The organism is Phytohabitans sp. LZ39, from assembly GCF_059359075.1.
On record NZ_JCADBM010000002.1, the window covers coordinates 368,504 to 383,030 of the forward strand.

Annotated in this window: 14 protein-coding genes; 8 read left to right on the plus strand and 6 right to left on the minus strand. The window is 70.3% G+C overall.

What is annotated here, in order from left to right:
- Positions 1 to 477: 477 nt before the first annotated feature.
- Positions 478 to 1,257 carry a M23 family metallopeptidase gene (locus AC5L36_RS05370; protein ID WP_441214218.1) on the minus strand — a complete coding sequence of 260 codons (780 nt, stop codon included), beginning with the start codon at positions 1,255 to 1,257 and terminating at the stop codon, positions 478 to 480.
- Positions 1,258 to 1,526: 269 nt separating this feature from the next.
- Positions 1,527 to 2,240, minus strand: coding sequence for a M23 family metallopeptidase (locus AC5L36_RS05375; RefSeq protein WP_441214219.1), 714 nt, complete (start codon positions 2,238 to 2,240; stop codon positions 1,527 to 1,529).
- 413 nt (positions 2,241 to 2,653) lie between these two features.
- Here AC5L36_RS05375 and icmB point away from each other — a divergent pair, with 413 nt between their 5' ends.
- From icmB to sucD, 4 genes are all read left to right on the plus strand, one after another.
- Positions 2,654 to 3,058 (plus strand): coenzyme B12-dependent isobutyryl CoA mutase small subunit, encoded by a 405-nt coding sequence (icmB, locus tag AC5L36_RS05380; RefSeq protein ID WP_441214220.1) that lies wholly within the window; start codon positions 2,654 to 2,656, stop codon positions 3,056 to 3,058.
- A 210-nt stretch (positions 3,059 to 3,268) separates the two neighbouring features.
- Positions 3,269 to 4,009, plus strand: coding sequence for a hypothetical protein (locus AC5L36_RS05385; protein WP_441214221.1), 741 nt, complete (start codon positions 3,269 to 3,271; stop codon positions 4,007 to 4,009).
- Between the two features lie 136 nt (positions 4,010 to 4,145).
- Complete coding sequence (gene sucC / locus AC5L36_RS05390) at positions 4,146 to 5,324, plus strand: ADP-forming succinate--CoA ligase subunit beta (protein ID WP_441214222.1); 1,179 nt, start codon at positions 4,146 to 4,148, stop codon at positions 5,322 to 5,324.
- A gap of 2 nt (positions 5,325 to 5,326) precedes the next feature.
- On the plus strand, positions 5,327 to 6,208 hold the full coding sequence (gene sucD / locus AC5L36_RS05395; RefSeq protein ID WP_441214223.1) for a succinate--CoA ligase subunit alpha: 882 nt from the start codon (positions 5,327 to 5,329) through the stop codon (positions 6,206 to 6,208).
- 312 nt (positions 6,209 to 6,520) lie between these two features.
- Here sucD and AC5L36_RS05400 read toward each other — a convergent pair whose 3' ends face one another.
- Positions 6,521 to 6,757, minus strand: coding sequence for a hypothetical protein (locus AC5L36_RS05400; RefSeq protein WP_441214224.1), 237 nt, complete (start codon positions 6,755 to 6,757; stop codon positions 6,521 to 6,523).
- A gap of 162 nt (positions 6,758 to 6,919) precedes the next feature.
- On the opposite strand from AC5L36_RS05400, the gene AC5L36_RS05405 reads away from it, so the two are divergent.
- Positions 6,920 to 8,221 carry a cell division protein PerM gene (locus tag AC5L36_RS05405; RefSeq protein WP_441214225.1) on the plus strand — a complete coding sequence of 434 codons (1,302 nt, stop codon included), beginning with the start codon at positions 6,920 to 6,922 and terminating at the stop codon, positions 8,219 to 8,221.
- A gap of 53 nt (positions 8,222 to 8,274) precedes the next feature.
- Here the strand turns inward: AC5L36_RS05405 and AC5L36_RS05410 are convergent, their stop codons facing one another.
- Together AC5L36_RS05410 and AC5L36_RS05415 are read right to left on the minus strand one after the other, a co-directional pair.
- The gene (locus AC5L36_RS05410) at positions 8,275 to 8,505 is read right to left on the minus strand and encodes a hypothetical protein (protein WP_441214226.1); all 231 of its coding nucleotides are present in this window, start codon (positions 8,503 to 8,505) and stop codon (positions 8,275 to 8,277) included.
- Between the two features lie 101 nt (positions 8,506 to 8,606).
- Positions 8,607 to 9,182 carry a DUF4190 domain-containing protein gene (locus AC5L36_RS05415; RefSeq protein WP_441214227.1) on the minus strand — a complete coding sequence of 192 codons (576 nt, stop codon included), beginning with the start codon at positions 9,180 to 9,182 and terminating at the stop codon, positions 8,607 to 8,609.
- 108 nt (positions 9,183 to 9,290) lie between these two features.
- Here AC5L36_RS05415 and purN point away from each other — a divergent pair, with 108 nt between their 5' ends.
- Positions 9,291 to 9,902 (plus strand): phosphoribosylglycinamide formyltransferase, encoded by a 612-nt coding sequence (purN, locus tag AC5L36_RS05420; protein WP_441214228.1) that lies wholly within the window; start codon positions 9,291 to 9,293, stop codon positions 9,900 to 9,902.
- 98 nt (positions 9,903 to 10,000) lie between these two features.
- Positions 10,001 to 11,530: a bifunctional phosphoribosylaminoimidazolecarboxamide formyltransferase/IMP cyclohydrolase gene (purH, locus tag AC5L36_RS05425; protein ID WP_441214484.1), complete on the plus strand. Its 1,530-nt coding sequence runs from the start codon at positions 10,001 to 10,003 to the stop codon at positions 11,528 to 11,530.
- A 96-nt stretch (positions 11,531 to 11,626) separates the two neighbouring features.
- On the opposite strand, the gene AC5L36_RS05430 is transcribed toward purH, so the two are convergent.
- Complete coding sequence (locus AC5L36_RS05430) at positions 11,627 to 13,258, minus strand: peptide ABC transporter substrate-binding protein (RefSeq protein ID WP_441214485.1); 1,632 nt, start codon at positions 13,256 to 13,258, stop codon at positions 11,627 to 11,629.
- Between the two features lie 49 nt (positions 13,259 to 13,307).
- Between AC5L36_RS05430 and AC5L36_RS05435 the strand changes: the two genes are divergently transcribed.
- A complete protein-coding gene (locus AC5L36_RS05435) occupies positions 13,308 to 14,174 on the plus strand; it encodes a bifunctional methylenetetrahydrofolate dehydrogenase/methenyltetrahydrofolate cyclohydrolase (RefSeq protein WP_441214229.1) in 867 nt (288 codons plus the stop codon).
- Positions 14,175 to 14,527 lie beyond the last annotated feature (353 nt).

Here is a 14,527-nt window from a genome sequence, read left to right on the forward strand (position 1 = left end):
ACGAACGGTGGCCGGCGAGGCCGGCCTCAGGCCACGGCGAGAGGCAGCCGCGGGCGGCCCGGGGTTGGTGACCGTAGGGCCTGAAGGCTTGACTCGCGGCTCCCGGTGGGCGGTAGACGTTTTGTCCACAATGTTCCTGGCGGATACGCGGCGAGGGTAGCCATGGAGGCGTGGTCGCCGCGAGTGAATGCCACGTCGAGTCCTGACCAGGACGACGCTGCGGCAGGATTCCTTGATCGGCGGGAGAAAGGGCGTCGCGCGAACGGATCGTGGTACTTTCCTGCCCCTCCAGGGGCAGTTCGGTACCACGATCCGTTGATGGAAGGGCGATTGACACGTCGCGGGCGACAGCAACGCGCATCTTCGCCAATCGGGCGAGGCCGGACCAGCTCCGGCCTGGGCTTGACCCGCGGACCCGGCGGCCCGCGGGAGCATGCGGTCCGCAGGTGACGCGGACGCGGGCAGATCCGCTTTTGCTCAGCAGCCCAGATTGACCCCTTGGGAGCGCAGGAACGGTGCGGGGTTGATCTGGTTCCAGAGGCCCTGGTGCACCTCGAAGTGCAGGTGCGGGCCGGTCGAGTCGCCGGTGGAGCCCTCGTAGCCGATGACCTGGCCGGCCTTGACCTTCTGGCCGGGCTGCACGACGGTGCGCGACTGGTGGGCGTAGTGGGTCTGTACACCGCCGCCGTGGTCGATCATCACCGAGATGCCGTACCCGGCGTAGACCCAGCCGGCCGCGAGTACCGTGCCGGCGGCGGCCGCGTGGATCGGAGTGCCTTCGTCGGCGGCGAGGTCGATGCCCGCGTGCAGTACGCCCCACCGCTGCCCGAAGCACGACGTGATCTCGGCTCCGGGCATCGGGGTGACCCAGGCGGGGATGGCGGCCTTCGGCTTGGCCGTCGTCGCCTTCGGGGCGGGCGCGGCGGGGGCGGCGGCCTTCGGGGGTGCTGCCTTGGCCGGAGCCTGGGTGGAGGCCGAGGGCGACGCGGACGCCGGGGGGCGTTCGGCGCGGTCCGCGCGGTCGGCTGCTTCGGCGCGGGCCTGCTGGCCGGCGGCGACCGCGAGCGTGCTGGCCGGTTCGGGCTCGCCGCCGCTCACGGCCGCGGAGACGGCGGCGACGGGCAGGCCGAGGAGCAGGATCGCGGCGGGCACGACGAAGCGGCCGCGACCGCTGAGCCGGGTGCGTACCCGGTGCCGGATGACCTCACGACCGCGGGGGCGGGCGTGGGTTGGTACATGGGGGGACGTGCTTTGCACGGGGGGACCTCCGTGGTTTGTCGGACCGGGAAATGTTTGTTTGCCGGCCGTTCACCACGGGAAGGGGTGGGAGGAGCCATCGACAGGAGTTCGCCGGAGGGTACGCCACTTTGCCCGGATTTGCGGGTTACTACCCGGTAATTCCCTTGGGCTCAGCGGTGGCGTCGGTCACAATCAAGGCTGTGACCAGGGAAACTTTGCGTGGTCGAGGGCATGAAAAAACCGCCCACACCGGCAGGCGTGGGCGGTTGGAGGCACAATACGCAGGGTCAGGAGGCCGCTACGTCGGTGGAAATTGCCTCGACTTCTAGCTTGATGTCCGCTCCGCGGTCGCGGAACCACGGGATCGGGTCGCGCGGCTGGCCGTTGACATGCACCTCGAGGTGGAGGTGGTTGCCGTAGGCGTGGCCCGTGCTGCCCACGTATCCGAGCGTGTCGCCCGCCTTCACCTGCTCGCCGGCCTGCACCGCGACCTGCGACGAGTGGCCGTAGATGGTCTCGATGCCATTGCCGTGGTCGACGATCACCGCGTAGCCGTAGCCGCCGTAGTAACCGGCGAGCTTGACCGTGCCGGCGTGCACCGCGACGTACGGCGTGCCCTCCGGGGCGGCCAGGTCGACGCCAGCGTGCAGCTGGCCCCAGCGCATGCCGTAGGCCGAGGTGAACTCGTAGCCGTGCAGCGGAAGCCGCCACACGTCGTCAGAGGCCGGCTGGGCGGCTGTGTCGGACCGCCCGTCGCGGGACGCGCGATTGGCGTCCTCGGCGCGCTCGGCGAGATCCTGCTGGGTCGATGCCTGGTCGAGGTCGGCGATCGCCGACGGGTCGACGGTCTTCGCGTCCGGCATGGCGCCCGCACCGAGCGCCACGATCCCAGCGCCGACAAACGCGGTCGTGACAACTGCCGCGTAGCGGCTGCGCGGGGGTGTGGGGACGCGCCGTCGACCGCGGTAGCGGTCGGGCTCAGACGACAAGCGCTGGCGCACGCACATCCTCCGTGATCCATAGGCTGGCGGCTGACGAGCGTCTCAAATGAGGGGGGTGAACGCTCGGTCGCCGCGCTGTCATCTCGTGGGGGCCGGGATGACAGCCGTGGGACACCGTAACTAAGCGAGTGGGCGTGTCACAACCCGAACAGGCAAATTCGCTACAGAACTGCGTACTGTCCGTTGTGGAATGCCGGAATTCGTTACTATTTGCGAGCCGGCTCGTTAGTAGCGTTCCGTCACATCGAATAATACTGATAGTTATGTGACCCATTCAACAGTCGTAAATGCTTGCCCTCCTCATAGGACGTTCGCGGCCCCTGCTGCTTCGCTGCGCGTCCGAGGGGTTACCGTTCGTTCAGGTGAGCAATGCGGTCAGGGCCGAGCATGCGGTCGGGGAAGGTGCAGTGCTGATGAGTTCTCGGATACGGGTCGTCGTCGCCAAGCCGGGTCTTGACGGGCACGACCGCGGTGCGAAGGTTGTCGCGCGAGCACTGCGCGACGCGGGCATGGAGGTCGTCTACACCGGGCTGCACCAGACGCCGGAGCAGATCGTGGAGACCGCCATCCAGGAGGACGCCGACGCCGTCGGCCTCTCGGTGCTCTCCGGGGCGCACATGACGCTCTTCCGGCGGGTGCTGGAGCTGCTGGCCGAGCGGGATGCGAGCGACATCGTCGTCTTCGGTGGCGGCATCATTCCTGACGCCGACATTCCAGAACTTGAGCGACTCGGTGTAGCGAAGATATTTACGCCCGGTGCCACGACACAGTCCATCGTCGAATGGGTACGGGCGAACGTTACTCAGCCAGTGGGATAGCATCACACGCTGTAGACGAAAAGGGAGAGGCCGGACGCACCCCTCACACGTCCGGCCTCTCTATGCACGATGCCCCGCCGCCACCCCTCGACCGACAGGGCATCGGCCGTCTTCGTCGTCGCTGTATCGCTCAGACACTTGAATCAACGACGCCCTTCACAGGGGGTTACGCGGCCGTCGCAAAAAGATTCCCGCGTAACGTGTGCGCTCGTGACCGTCCCTCCGCAGCCCCCTCCCGGCGGCTGGCAGCCGCCGCAGCCAGGCGGATACCCGCCTCAGCAGCCATACCCGCAGCAGCCTTACCCACAACAGCCGCAGGGCCACCCGCACCAGCAGCCGTATCCACAGCAGCCACCGCAGGGCTACCCCCAACAGCCGCAGGCGTGGCACCAGCAGCCCCCACCGCCGCCGGTGACCAAGCGGATCCCCGAGGACCAGCCCTTCGTCGCCCGGCACAGCGTCAAAAAGCGGGTGCTCCTGGTCGGCGGCATCTTCGGCGGCATCGCCTTCGTCCTCGCCGCGTGCATCGGCGTCTCGTCCGGAGAGGCGCTCGTCGCGCTCGCCACGTTCGGCTGCTTCGCGGCCTTCTTCGGGCTCGTCTTCGGCCTACAGATCTGGCTGCTCGCCTCCGGCGGCCCGGTGCTCGCGATCGGCCCGGCCGGCCTCTGGATAAAGACGCGTCCCACTCGCGGGCAGGCGATCTGGCTGCCGTGGGAGGCGATCGAGCGGGTCTACCAGCGGCGGTGGGCGTTCGACAAGAACCTCTGCGTCAAGCCGCGCGACCCGCGTACCGGCGCCAACCTCGGCGCCTTCACCGCGCTCGACTCGGGCATGCAGCAGATGGTCTTCGGCACCGGCTTCACCGCGCCGCTCAACTTCGCCGACCGCCCCGAAGCCGAGATCATCGCGGCGGTCGCGCACTTCTCCGGCGGCCGGATGCACGTCACCTGAACCCCGCTGCTGTGCAGTACCGCACACCGGTCACCCGTTCGGTTGCCAGCTGTTCGGCTGTCGCTAGGCTGCGCCCAATGGCCTGTTTCTTTCCGATGACAGGCGTCAAACCGTTTTCTCACGCTGAGGGTGCTACGTGGACCTGTACGAGTACCAGGGGCGCGAGCTGTTCGACCGGCACGGGCTGCCCGTGCTGGCCGGTGGCGTCGCCACGACCCCGGAGGAGGCCCGCGCGATCGCCGAGCGCCTTGGCGGACGCGTAGTCGTCAAGGCCCAGGTGAAGGTCGGGGGCCGGGGCAAGGCCGGCGGGGTCAAGCTCGCCGATGGCGCCGAGGAGGCGGTGGCCCACGCCACGAACATCCTCGGCATGGACATCAAGGGTCACACGGTCCACAAGGTCATGCTGACGGTGACCGCGGACATCGCCGAGGAGTACTACTTCTCCTACCTGCTCGACCGCGCCAACCGCACCTTCCTCTGCATCGCCAGCGTCGCCGGCGGCATGGAGATCGAGCAGGTGGCCGAAGAGTCGCCGGAGAAGGTGGCCAAGGTCGCCATCGACGCGGTCGAAGGCGTCACCGAGGCCAAGGCGCGCGAGATCGTCGCGCAGGCGGGCTTCCCGGCCGACGTGGCCGACCAGGTCGTCGACATCGCGGTGAGGCTCTGGCAGACGTTCGTCTCCGAAGACGCGACGCTGGTCGAGGTCAACCCGTTGGCGAAGACCGACAGCGGGCAGGTGCTGTGCCTCGACGCCAAGGTGACGCTCGACGGCAACGCGGACTTCCGCCACCCGGAGCACGAGGCGCTGGTCGACCAGGCGTCGGTCGACCCGCTGGAGCAGCGCGCCAAGGAGAAGGACCTCAACTACGTCAAGCTCGACGGCGAGGTCGGCATCATCGGCAACGGCGCGGGCCTGGTCATGTCCACTCTCGACGTGGTCGCCTACGCGGGTGAGGCGTACGGCGGCGCCAAGCCGGCCAACTTCCTCGACATCGGCGGCGGCGCGAGCGCGTCCGTCATGGCCAACGGCTTGGAGATCGTGCTCTCCGACCCGGCCGTCAAGAGCGTGTTCGTCAACGTCTTCGGCGGCATCACCGCCTGCGACGAGGTGGCCAACGGCATCGTGCAGGCGCTCGCCCTGCTCGAGCAGCGCGGCGAGCGGGTCACCAAGCCGCTTGTCGTCCGCCTCGACGGCAACAACGCGGAGGCGGGTCGAGCCATCCTCGACGGCGCGGACAACCCGCTGGTCGAGCGGGTGGACACTATGGATGGGGCGGCCAAGCGCGCCGCCGAGCTCGCCGCGGCAGGAGTCTGATCATGGCAATCTGGCTGACCAAGGACTCGAAGGTCATCGTCCAGGGCATCACCGGTTCCGAGGGCTCCAAGCACACCCGGCGGATGCTCGCCGCGGGCACCCACGTGGTCGGCGGCACCAACCCGCGCAAGGCCGGGCAGACGGTCGACTTCGACGGCACCGCGCTGCCGGTCTTCGCGACCGTGTCCGACGCGATGAAGGAGACCGGCGCCGACGTCACGGTCATCTTCGTGCCACCGGCGTTCGCCAAGTCGGCGGTCATCGAGGCGATCGACGCCGAGATCCCGCTCGCCGTGGTGATCACCGAGGGCATCCCGGTGCACGACACGGCGGCCTTCTGGGCGTACAACGTCTCGAAGGGCAAGAAGACCCGCATCGTCGGGCCCAACTGCCCCGGCATCGCCTCGCCGGGCGCCTCCAACGCCGGCATCATCCCGGCCGACATCACCGGGGCCGGCCGCATCGGCCTGGTGAGCAAGAGCGGCACGCTCACCTACCAGATGATGTACGAGCTGAACGACATCGGCTTCTCCACCTGCGTGGGCATCGGTGGCGACCCGGTGATCGGCACGACGCACATCGACGCGCTGGCCGCGTTCCAGGACGACCCCGACACCGACGCGATCGTGATGATCGGTGAGATCGGTGGCGACGCGGAGGAGCGGGCCGCCGAGTTCATCAAGGCCAACGTGACCAAGCCGGTGGTCGGCTACATCGCCGGCTTCACCGCGCCGCCCGGCAAGACCATGGGCCACGCGGGCGCGATCATCTCCGGCTCGTCCGGCACGGCCGACGCCAAGAAGGTCGCGCTCGAGGCCGCCGGCGTCAAGGTCGGCAAGACCCCGAGCGAGACAGCCCGCCTCATGCGCGAGCTGATGAGCTGATCTCAGAACCGCCTCAGGCCCGGCCCGCGACAGCGGTCCGGGCCTGATCGTTTGCGAGAACCCATGTCCCGGGCCGCGTCAGCTGCGGACCGCCGCTCCCGCCGGAGACCGCGGAGGTCGGCGGCTCGCGGGGCGAGCCGAAACCCCCGACCTCCGCTGCCGGGTCCGCGCGACAAGCCCAACCCGCCAGGCGTCGCGAAAACGACACCTCGACCAACAGCGGACGGGTGAGGCCGCGGGAGCAACGGTCTGGACCACGACGGATATCGCGGTAGCCCAAAGCTTCTTGGGTTTGGACTTTCTCGTGGCCGGCTAGCGGGTGGCGGCGTAGATGATGTTCCAGATGATGCCTATCGCGCAGCAGGCGAACGCGATGTAGGCCAGCGTCGGCGGCTTGCCCACCTTCCGTGCCTCGCGGAAGGAGAGGAACGCGAAGACGAGACCGGCCGGCCAGCAGCAGATCAGGCCGATGACGATGCCGAGCACGCCCCAGAGCGTCGTGCGGTCGTTGGACGGAGCCGCCGCGGGTGGCGGATATGGTTCGCTCATGCTGATCTCCGCGGGTCACGTCCGCGACCCCCGATGATCGCGGTCCTGGGCAGAGGCTAGCGCGAAAACGTCCTGATATGCCCGCATATTGCCCCGAGAACACCATGATCGACGGTGGTGTCGCCATCGAGCGGGGCCCGCCGCGTGTCAGAGTAGGGCCTGATGTCCGCCACCACCCCTGACCAGCCCGAGCCGGAAAACCCGGCCAACAGGGAGACTGTGCGCATCACGGTCCGGGAGCAGGAAACCGTCCGGCTGCCTAGCCAGCGCTCTGGCCCGGGCCGCGGCGCCCACCCTGGCCGCCCCGTCCGGCGAGCCCGCCGTGCCCCGCTCCCGGTGGCCGTCGCCGTGGCGACGCTCTGGGCCGCCCTCATCTCGTACCTGCCGGTGGCCGTCGTGCTGGGCATGGCCCAGTTCGCCGAGGACGCCGGCTCACCGCCCGGCGCGGCCCGCCTCGGCCTGGCCGGCTGGCTGCTCGGGCACGGCGTACCGCTGGACACCCCCACCGGGCCGATCGGCCTCGCCCCGCTGGCGCTGGCCGCGCTCGCGGCGTGGCGGGTATCCCGCGCGGGGGTGCACGTCAGCCGGGCCATCGGCGCGCGTCACCGCGGCACGCCGGTTCAGGCGCTCTCCGTCGCGGGCGCGGTCGGCCTCGCGTACGGGGTGATCGGCCTGCTCGCCGCCGTCATCCTCAACACCGGAAACGTCTCCGCCTCGCCACTCCGGGCCGGGCTGACGCTCGCCGCGTTCGGGGCCGCCGCCGCGCTGGTCGGCGCGCTCCGCACGACCGGCGCGCTCCGGCTGGTGGCCCGCCGGATGCCGGGCGTGCTGCGCGACGGGCTGCGCACCGGTGTGGTGGCCGCGTTCCTGGTGTTCGGCGCGGGCGCGGGCGCGGCCGGGCTCGCCGTGGCGCTGGGCGGGGGCGACGCGAGCGAGATGCTCGGCGCGTACCGCACCGGGGTCACCGGCCAGGCCGGCATCACGCTCGTCTGCGTCGCCTACGCGCCGAACGCCGCGGTCTGGTCCGCCGCCTACCTGCTCGGCCCCGGGTTCGCGGTCGGCACCGACACGGTCGTGCGGACCACCGAGGTGTCGATCGGCGCGCTGCCCGCCGTGCCGCTGCTGGCCGGGCTGCCGGAGGGCCCGTTGGGCGGTGCCGGCGCGGCCCTGCTCGCGGTGCCGGTCGTGGCCGGGATGGCCGCCGGCTGGCTGCTCGCCCGTCGCATGCTGCGGGCGGACCGGTCGGCCCGCTGGCGGGCGGTCCTCGGCGCGGCGCTGCTGTCCGGGCCGGTCGCCGGCCTGGTGCTAGGCGCGGGTGCACTCGTCTCCGGCGGCTCGCTCGGCGGCGGGCGGATGGCGGAGATCGGGCCGGTCGCGTGGCAGGTGGTGGTCATGTCCGCGGTGGTCGTGGCGGTCGGCGCGGTGATCGGCGCGGCCGGCACGAGGGCGTTCACCGGGCCATAAACAGCTCGGGGCGCCCCGGTGCACCCGGAACGCCCCGACGCGGTCGCCTGAGGTCAGCGACCGGCGATGTAGATGATGCCGACGATCAGGTTGAGCGCGCTCGCGGCGAACGCGAGGTAGGCCAGCGTCGGCGGCTTGCCGGCCTTCTTCGCCTCCTGGAGAGCCAGGATGCCGAAAACGACGCCGGCGGGCCAGCAGCAGATGAGGCCGAGGACGATGCCCAGAACGCCCCAGAGGGTCGTCTTGTCGTTGGCCGGCTGCGCGGCGGGTGGCGGGTATGTCACTTTCTGTTCCTCCCCAATTTCTTTCTCCGATGGATAGACGTGGCTGGACGATGCTCGCGTTTGATCACATGCTCGTCAAGCCCCGCCGCCTGGGCGAGTCGCTAGTAGTAGCTGATGTTGAGCACCAGCCCGAGGATGCCGTTGGCCACGCCGATGACGGCGCCGATGATGCCGGTGATGAAACCGGCCTGCGCCTGCCCGCGGTTGCTCGCCAGGCCCTGGTCGGCCTTGTTGCGGCCCAGGTGGCCGAGCACCGCGCCGGCGATGCCGAGGCCCAGGCCGAGGAGGGCGCAGCAGAGGGCCAGCGGGATCGACGCGATGCCGAAGATCATGGCGAGCAGGCCCTGCGTGTTGTTCTGCCCCGTGGGCGCCGGCGGGCCGTAGCCCGTGCCCGGGTAGATCGGCGCCTGCGGGTACGGCTGGCCCGAGGTGGGCTGCTGCCCGTACGGATCCTGGTACGGCTGCTGAGCGGCGTACGGGTCCTGGTAGGGCTGCTGCGGCGCGGAGTAAGGGTCCTGGTACGGCTGCCCGGAGCTCGGCTGGCCAGAGGTCGGCTGACCGTAAGGCTGGCCAGAGGTGGGCGGCTGACCGTACTGGGGCTGGCCGTAGGGTGGCTGCGCGTTAGGGTCCTGAGGCTGCTGGCCGTACGGGTCCTGGCCTGGATAGCCGGGCTGCATCGGAGCTCCTTGATGACGAGGGTGCTGGGTCCTCCTGCCGGGTGACCCACGGCGACCGGCAGCGTACCTGGTCATCGCCACTCCGCGAGGTCCCGGTAGGGTTTCGACGTGCGTGATCCCGCTCGTCTCGTGGTCCTGGTATCCGGCTCGGGCAGCAATCTCCAGGCCCTGCTCGACGCCGCCGGCGACCCGGCGTACGGGGCCCGGGTGGTGGCCGTGGGTGCCGACCGTGACGCCATCGCCGGCCTCGACCGGGCGGCCGCGGCGGGTGTGCCCACCTTCGTCGACTCCGTCCGCGCCTACCCCACGCGCGAGCAGTGGGACGCCGCGCTCACCGCGCACGTCGCCGAGTACAAGCCCGACCTGGTCATCTCCGCGGGCTTCCTCAAGCTCGTCGGCGCCGCGTTCCTCGAGGCTTTCGGCGACCGCTACATCAACACGCACAACTCGCTGCTCCCCGCGTTTCCCGGCATGCACGGCCCGCGCGACGCGCTCGCCTACGGGGTGCGGGTGACCGGCGCGACGCTGTTCTTCGTGGACGCCGGCGTCGACACCGGGCCGATCATCGCCCAGGTCGCGGTGCCCGTGCTGCCCGAAGACACGGAGGAGACGCTCACCGAGCGGATCAAGGAGGCCGAGCGGCGCCAGCTCGTCGAGTCGGTCGGCCGCCTGGTCCGCGAGGGCTGGACCATCACGGGAAGAAAGGTCACGATCCCATGAGCGGGAGTCGCGAGGCTACGGGCCTTGGGCACGACGGAGGACGAGCGCCGAGCGACGGAGCGCGGCAGGCACAGCGCTCCGCGGAGGGGCGGCGTCCGATCCGGCGCGCCCTCATCAGCGTGTACGACAAGACCGGCCTGCCGGAGCTGGCCAAGGCGCTGCACGAGGCCGGCGTCGAGCTGGTGTCCACAGGCTCCACCGCCGCGGCGATCGAGGCGGCCGGTGCGCCGGTGACCCGGGTCGAAGACGTGACCGGCTTTCCGGAGACCCTCGACGGCCGGGTGAAGACGCTGCACCCGGCGATCCACGCGGGCCTGCTGGCCGACCTGCGACTCCCGGCCCACGAGGCGCAGCTGGCGGAGCTGGGCGTGCGCCCGTTCGACCTGCTGGTCTCCAGCCTCTACCCGTTTCGCGAGACGGTCGACTCGGGCGCGAGCGAAGACGATTGCGTCGAGCAGATCGACATCGGCGGGCCGGCGATGGTGCGCGCCGCCGCGAAAAACCACGCCTCGGTCGCCGTGGTGACCTCCGTTTCCCTGTACCCAATGCTCCTGGAGGCCCTCGACGGCGGCGGCTTCACGCTGGCGCAGCGCAAGTCGCTCGCGGCTCGCGCGTTCGCGGACATCGCGGAATACGACATCGCGGTGGCCCAGTGGACGGCGGCCGTGCTCGACCCCGACCCGCGCGGCTGGCCGGCCTTCGCCGGGCTGGCGCTGCGCCGGGCGGACGTGCTGCGCTACGGCGAAAACCCGCACCAGGAGGCCGCGCTCTACCTCAACCCGGACTCGCCGCCCGGGCTGGCGCAGGCCGAGCAGCTGCACGGCAAGGAAATGTCGTACAACAACTACGTCGACGCCGAGGCGGCCTGGCGCGCCGCCAACGACTTCGGCGACCCGGCCGTGGCGATCATCAAGCACGCCAACCCGTGCGGGATCGCGATCGCGGCCGACGTCGCGGAGGCCCACCGCAAGGCGCACGCGTGCGACCCGGTGTCGGCGTTCGGCGGCGTGATCGCGGTCAACCGCCCGGTGTCGGTCGAGATGGCCAAGCAGGTGGCCGACGTCTTCACCGAGGTGATCGTGGCACCGTCCTACGAGGACGGTGCGGTGCAGTTGCTGTCCGCCAAGAAAAGCCTGCGCATCCTCGTCGCCCCGCCGTGGCAGCCGCTGCCCGCGGAGTGGCGCCCCGTCGGCGGCGGCGTCCTGGTCCAGATCAGCGACCGCATCGGCGCGCCCGGCGACGACCCCGCCACCTGGCGCCTCGTGGCCGGCGAGCCGGTCGACGACCTGCGTGACCTCGCGTTCGCCTGGCGCGCGGTGCGCTCCGTGAAGTCCAACGCGATCCTGATCGCCGCCGACGGCGCCGCCGTGGGCGTCGGCATGGGCCAGGTCAACCGCGTCGACTCCGCACGCCTGGCGGTGACCCGCTCCAGCGGCCGGGCGGCCGGCGCGGTGGCCGCCTCGGACGCGTTCTTCCCGTTTCCCGACGGGCTGGAGGTGCTGGCCGAGGCGGGCGTCCGCGCGGTCGTGCAGCCGGGCGGCTCGGTCCGCGACGAAGAGGTCATCGCCGCCGCCAACGCGGCCGGCATAAGCATGTACCTGACCGGGACACGCCACTTCTTCCACTGATCGATATCCGAGCTACCGCGACATCGATATTCGAGCTACCGCCACGTCCGCGGAGGCCGCAGGCGAGGACGTCGCGGTAGCTCGAATCTTCTTCGATCAAGCGGCGGCGCTGACGGTGATCTTCGTGAGGCTCACCCGGCCGAAGATGTCGAGCTCGACACCCCCGACGCGGGCTGAGTAGCCGTAGTTGTTCTGGCCGAAGCGGAGCGGGACCACCGGCATGTCCCGGGCGAGGATGTCCTCGGCCTCCTGGTACTTCTTGATCGTCGCCGCCTCGTCGGGCGCCTGCATCGCGTCGTTGACGAGGGTGTCGAAGCGGGCGTTGCGGTAGCCGGCGTAGTTGGACGAGCCGGCGGTGGAGTAGAGCGGGGCGAGGTAGCTCTCCATCGAGGGGTAGTCCATCGGCCACCCCATCCGAAACAGGCCGACCGCCTTGTGCTGCTCGACCTTGGCGAGCAGGTCGCCGAAGCGTGGCTCGGCCACCGCCGTGCACTGGACGCCCAGGTTGGCCTGGAGTTGCGCGCAGGTCGCCTCTACCCAGGCCCTGTGGCCGCCGTCGTCGTTGTAGCTGATCTGGAGCGTGGCGGGGCCTTCCGCCTCGGTGTAGAGGCGCTTGGCCTCGGCGGGGTCGAACTCGCAGGCGGCGCCGCAGCTGTTTTCGCGGTAGCCGGTCACGACGGGCGCGACGAACGAGCGGGCGGGCCGCTGCGCGCCGTGGAACACCGACGTGACGATCGCGTCCCGGTCGATCGCCATCGAGACCGCGCGCCGCACGCTTCCCTTGAAGAACTCGGGCCGGTACGCCGGGAACGCGAGGAACTGGATCGTCGAGTCGGGGCTGCTGCCGGCCCGGCCGTCGAGGTCTTTGGCCGCGCTGGTCACCTGCTCGGCGGGGATCGTGCGGATCACGTCGAGGTCGCCGTCGCGGACGTCTTCGTACGCCTTGGCGAGGTTGTCGTAGACCCGGAATGCGGCGCTCTCGACGCTGGGCTTGTCGCCCGGGTACGCGTCGAAGCGCTCGACCTCGATCGCCGACTTGTCTCGCCAGCCGCCCTTGAGCTTGAACGGCCCCTGCCCCACGATCGCGTCCTCGAAGCCGTCGGCCAGCACGCCCGGCTCCTTCCACGCGGAGGTGGGGAGCGGGTAGAAAGCGGTGTCGCCGAGCATCGCCTTGAACTCGGTGAACGGCGTGGAGAGCGTGACCTGGAAGGTGCGGTCGTCAAGCTTCTTGAGGCCGGAGAGGGTCTTGGCTTTCGGCTCGGCGACCGGCTGCGGGCCGGCACCGTCGGGGTCGGTGGGCTGGGTGTCCGCGTACCCACCGATCTTGGCGAAGAAGTAGCCGTTGCTCTGCCTGTTGGGCGCGTAGGCGCCGTAGTTCCACGCGTTGATGTAGCTGTCGGCGGTCACCTTCTCGCCATTGTGGAACGTGTAGCCGTCCTTGAGCGTGATGGTCCAGACCCGGCGGTCGGTCGACTTGATCGACTCGGCGGCCAGCTCGCGCGGGCGGTGGTCGCCGTCGTAGGTGACCAGCGGGGCGAACAGCGCGGAGAGCACCTGGGCGCCGTCCGGGTCGTTCGTGTTCGTCGGCAGCAGGTGTCGCGGCTGGGCGATCTGCACGCTCACCGAGCGCGGGCCGGTGCCGCTGGCCGACTCGCCGCCGAGCGGGTCGCACGCCGTCAGGGCCAGCGCCGGGAGGATCGCACAGACGGCGATCGCGCGTAGCTGCATGACATCCCTCATCAGTTTCTCGTCGGCTCCTTATGAGACCATTTGCGGCGTGACCGCGACACTCCTGGACGGTAAGGCAACAGCGTCCGCAATCAAGGACGACCTGCGGGCGCGGGTCAAGGCTCTCGCCGAAAGAGGCATCATTCCAGGGCTCGGCACCGTGCTGGTGGGCGACGACCCGGGGTCACATGCGTACGTGCGGGGCAAGCACCGCGACAGCGCCGAGGTGGGCATCGCCTCGATCCAGCGCGAGCTGCCCGCCGACGCCACGCAGGAGCAGGTCGAGGCCGTCGTCGCGGAGCTCAACGCCGACCCGGCCTGCCACGGCTACATCGTGCAGCTGCCGCTGCCGCCGCAGATCGACACCCAGCGGGTGCTGGAGCTGATCGATCCGGACAAGGACGCCGACGGCCTGCACCCGGTCAACCTGGGCCGGCTCGTGCTCGGCTACCCGGCGCCGCTGCCCTGCACGCCCCGCGGGATCGTGGAGATCCTCCGGCGATACGGGGTGGAGCTGCGCGGCGCCGAGGTCACCGTGGTCGGCCGCGGCACGACGGTCGGGCGCCCGCTCGGGCTGCTGCTCACCCGCCGGAGCGAAAACGCGACCGTGACCCTGTGCCACACGGGCACACGCGACCTGGGCACGCACACCCGCAGCGCCGACATCGTGATCGCCGCGGCTGGCGTGCCCGGGCTGGTCACCGCCGACATGGTGCGCCCCGGCGCGGTCGTAATCGACGTCGGCATCACCCGCGTGGTCGGCGAGGACGGCAAGGGTGTCTACACCGGCGACGTGGCCCCAGACGTGGCCGAGGTGGCCGGCGCGCTCGCCCCGGTGCCGGGCGGGATCGGCCCGATGACCCGCGCGATGCTGCTGACCAATGTGGTCGAACGCGCGGAGCGGGACGCCGGCTAAGCTCACGCGCCGCCCGCACGCCGCCTGGCCTCCGGAACTCTGGGAATCGGCCGAATACTCGATTTTTCTCGCATCGGCGGATGTCGAAGTTGACTCTCCCGCAACCGTGACATCACGGCGAGTATTGCCTATCCTAACCAGGGGGATCGATGTTGCTTGAACTAAGGGGAAACCGTCGTGAACCAAGTCGGAGCGCGTTTGCCGGACACCGGCCCACCAGGTCTCGATCCCACTGAGTTGAAGGACCTTCAGCTCACCCGGTTGGACGCGATATTCGACCAGCACCCTGGATTGGTGGCGGCGGTCTGTCGTCGGGTCTTACCGGATCATGATCCCACGCGGTTCCAGTCCGC

Bases quoted from the DNA above. Each gene is read 5' to 3' on its own strand.
- AC5L36_RS05405 (WP_441214225.1), top strand. From the start codon at position 6,920: ATGTCCGCCACCACCCCTGACCAGCCCGAGCCGGAAAACCCGGCCAAC.
- AC5L36_RS05430 (WP_441214485.1), bottom strand. From the start codon at position 13,258: ATGCAGCTACGCGCGATCGCCGTCTGTGCGATCCTCCCGGCGCTGGCC.
- icmB (WP_441214220.1), top strand. From the start codon at position 2,654: ATGAGTTCTCGGATACGGGTCGTCGTCGCCAAGCCGGGTCTTGACGGG.
- AC5L36_RS05400 (WP_441214224.1), bottom strand. From the start codon at position 6,757: ATGAGCGAACCATATCCGCCACCCGCGGCGGCTCCGTCCAACGACCGC.
- AC5L36_RS05415 (WP_441214227.1), bottom strand. From the start codon at position 9,182: ATGCAGCCCGGCTATCCAGGCCAGGACCCGTACGGCCAGCAGCCTCAG.
- sucD (WP_441214223.1), top strand. From the start codon at position 5,327: ATGGCAATCTGGCTGACCAAGGACTCGAAGGTCATCGTCCAGGGCATC.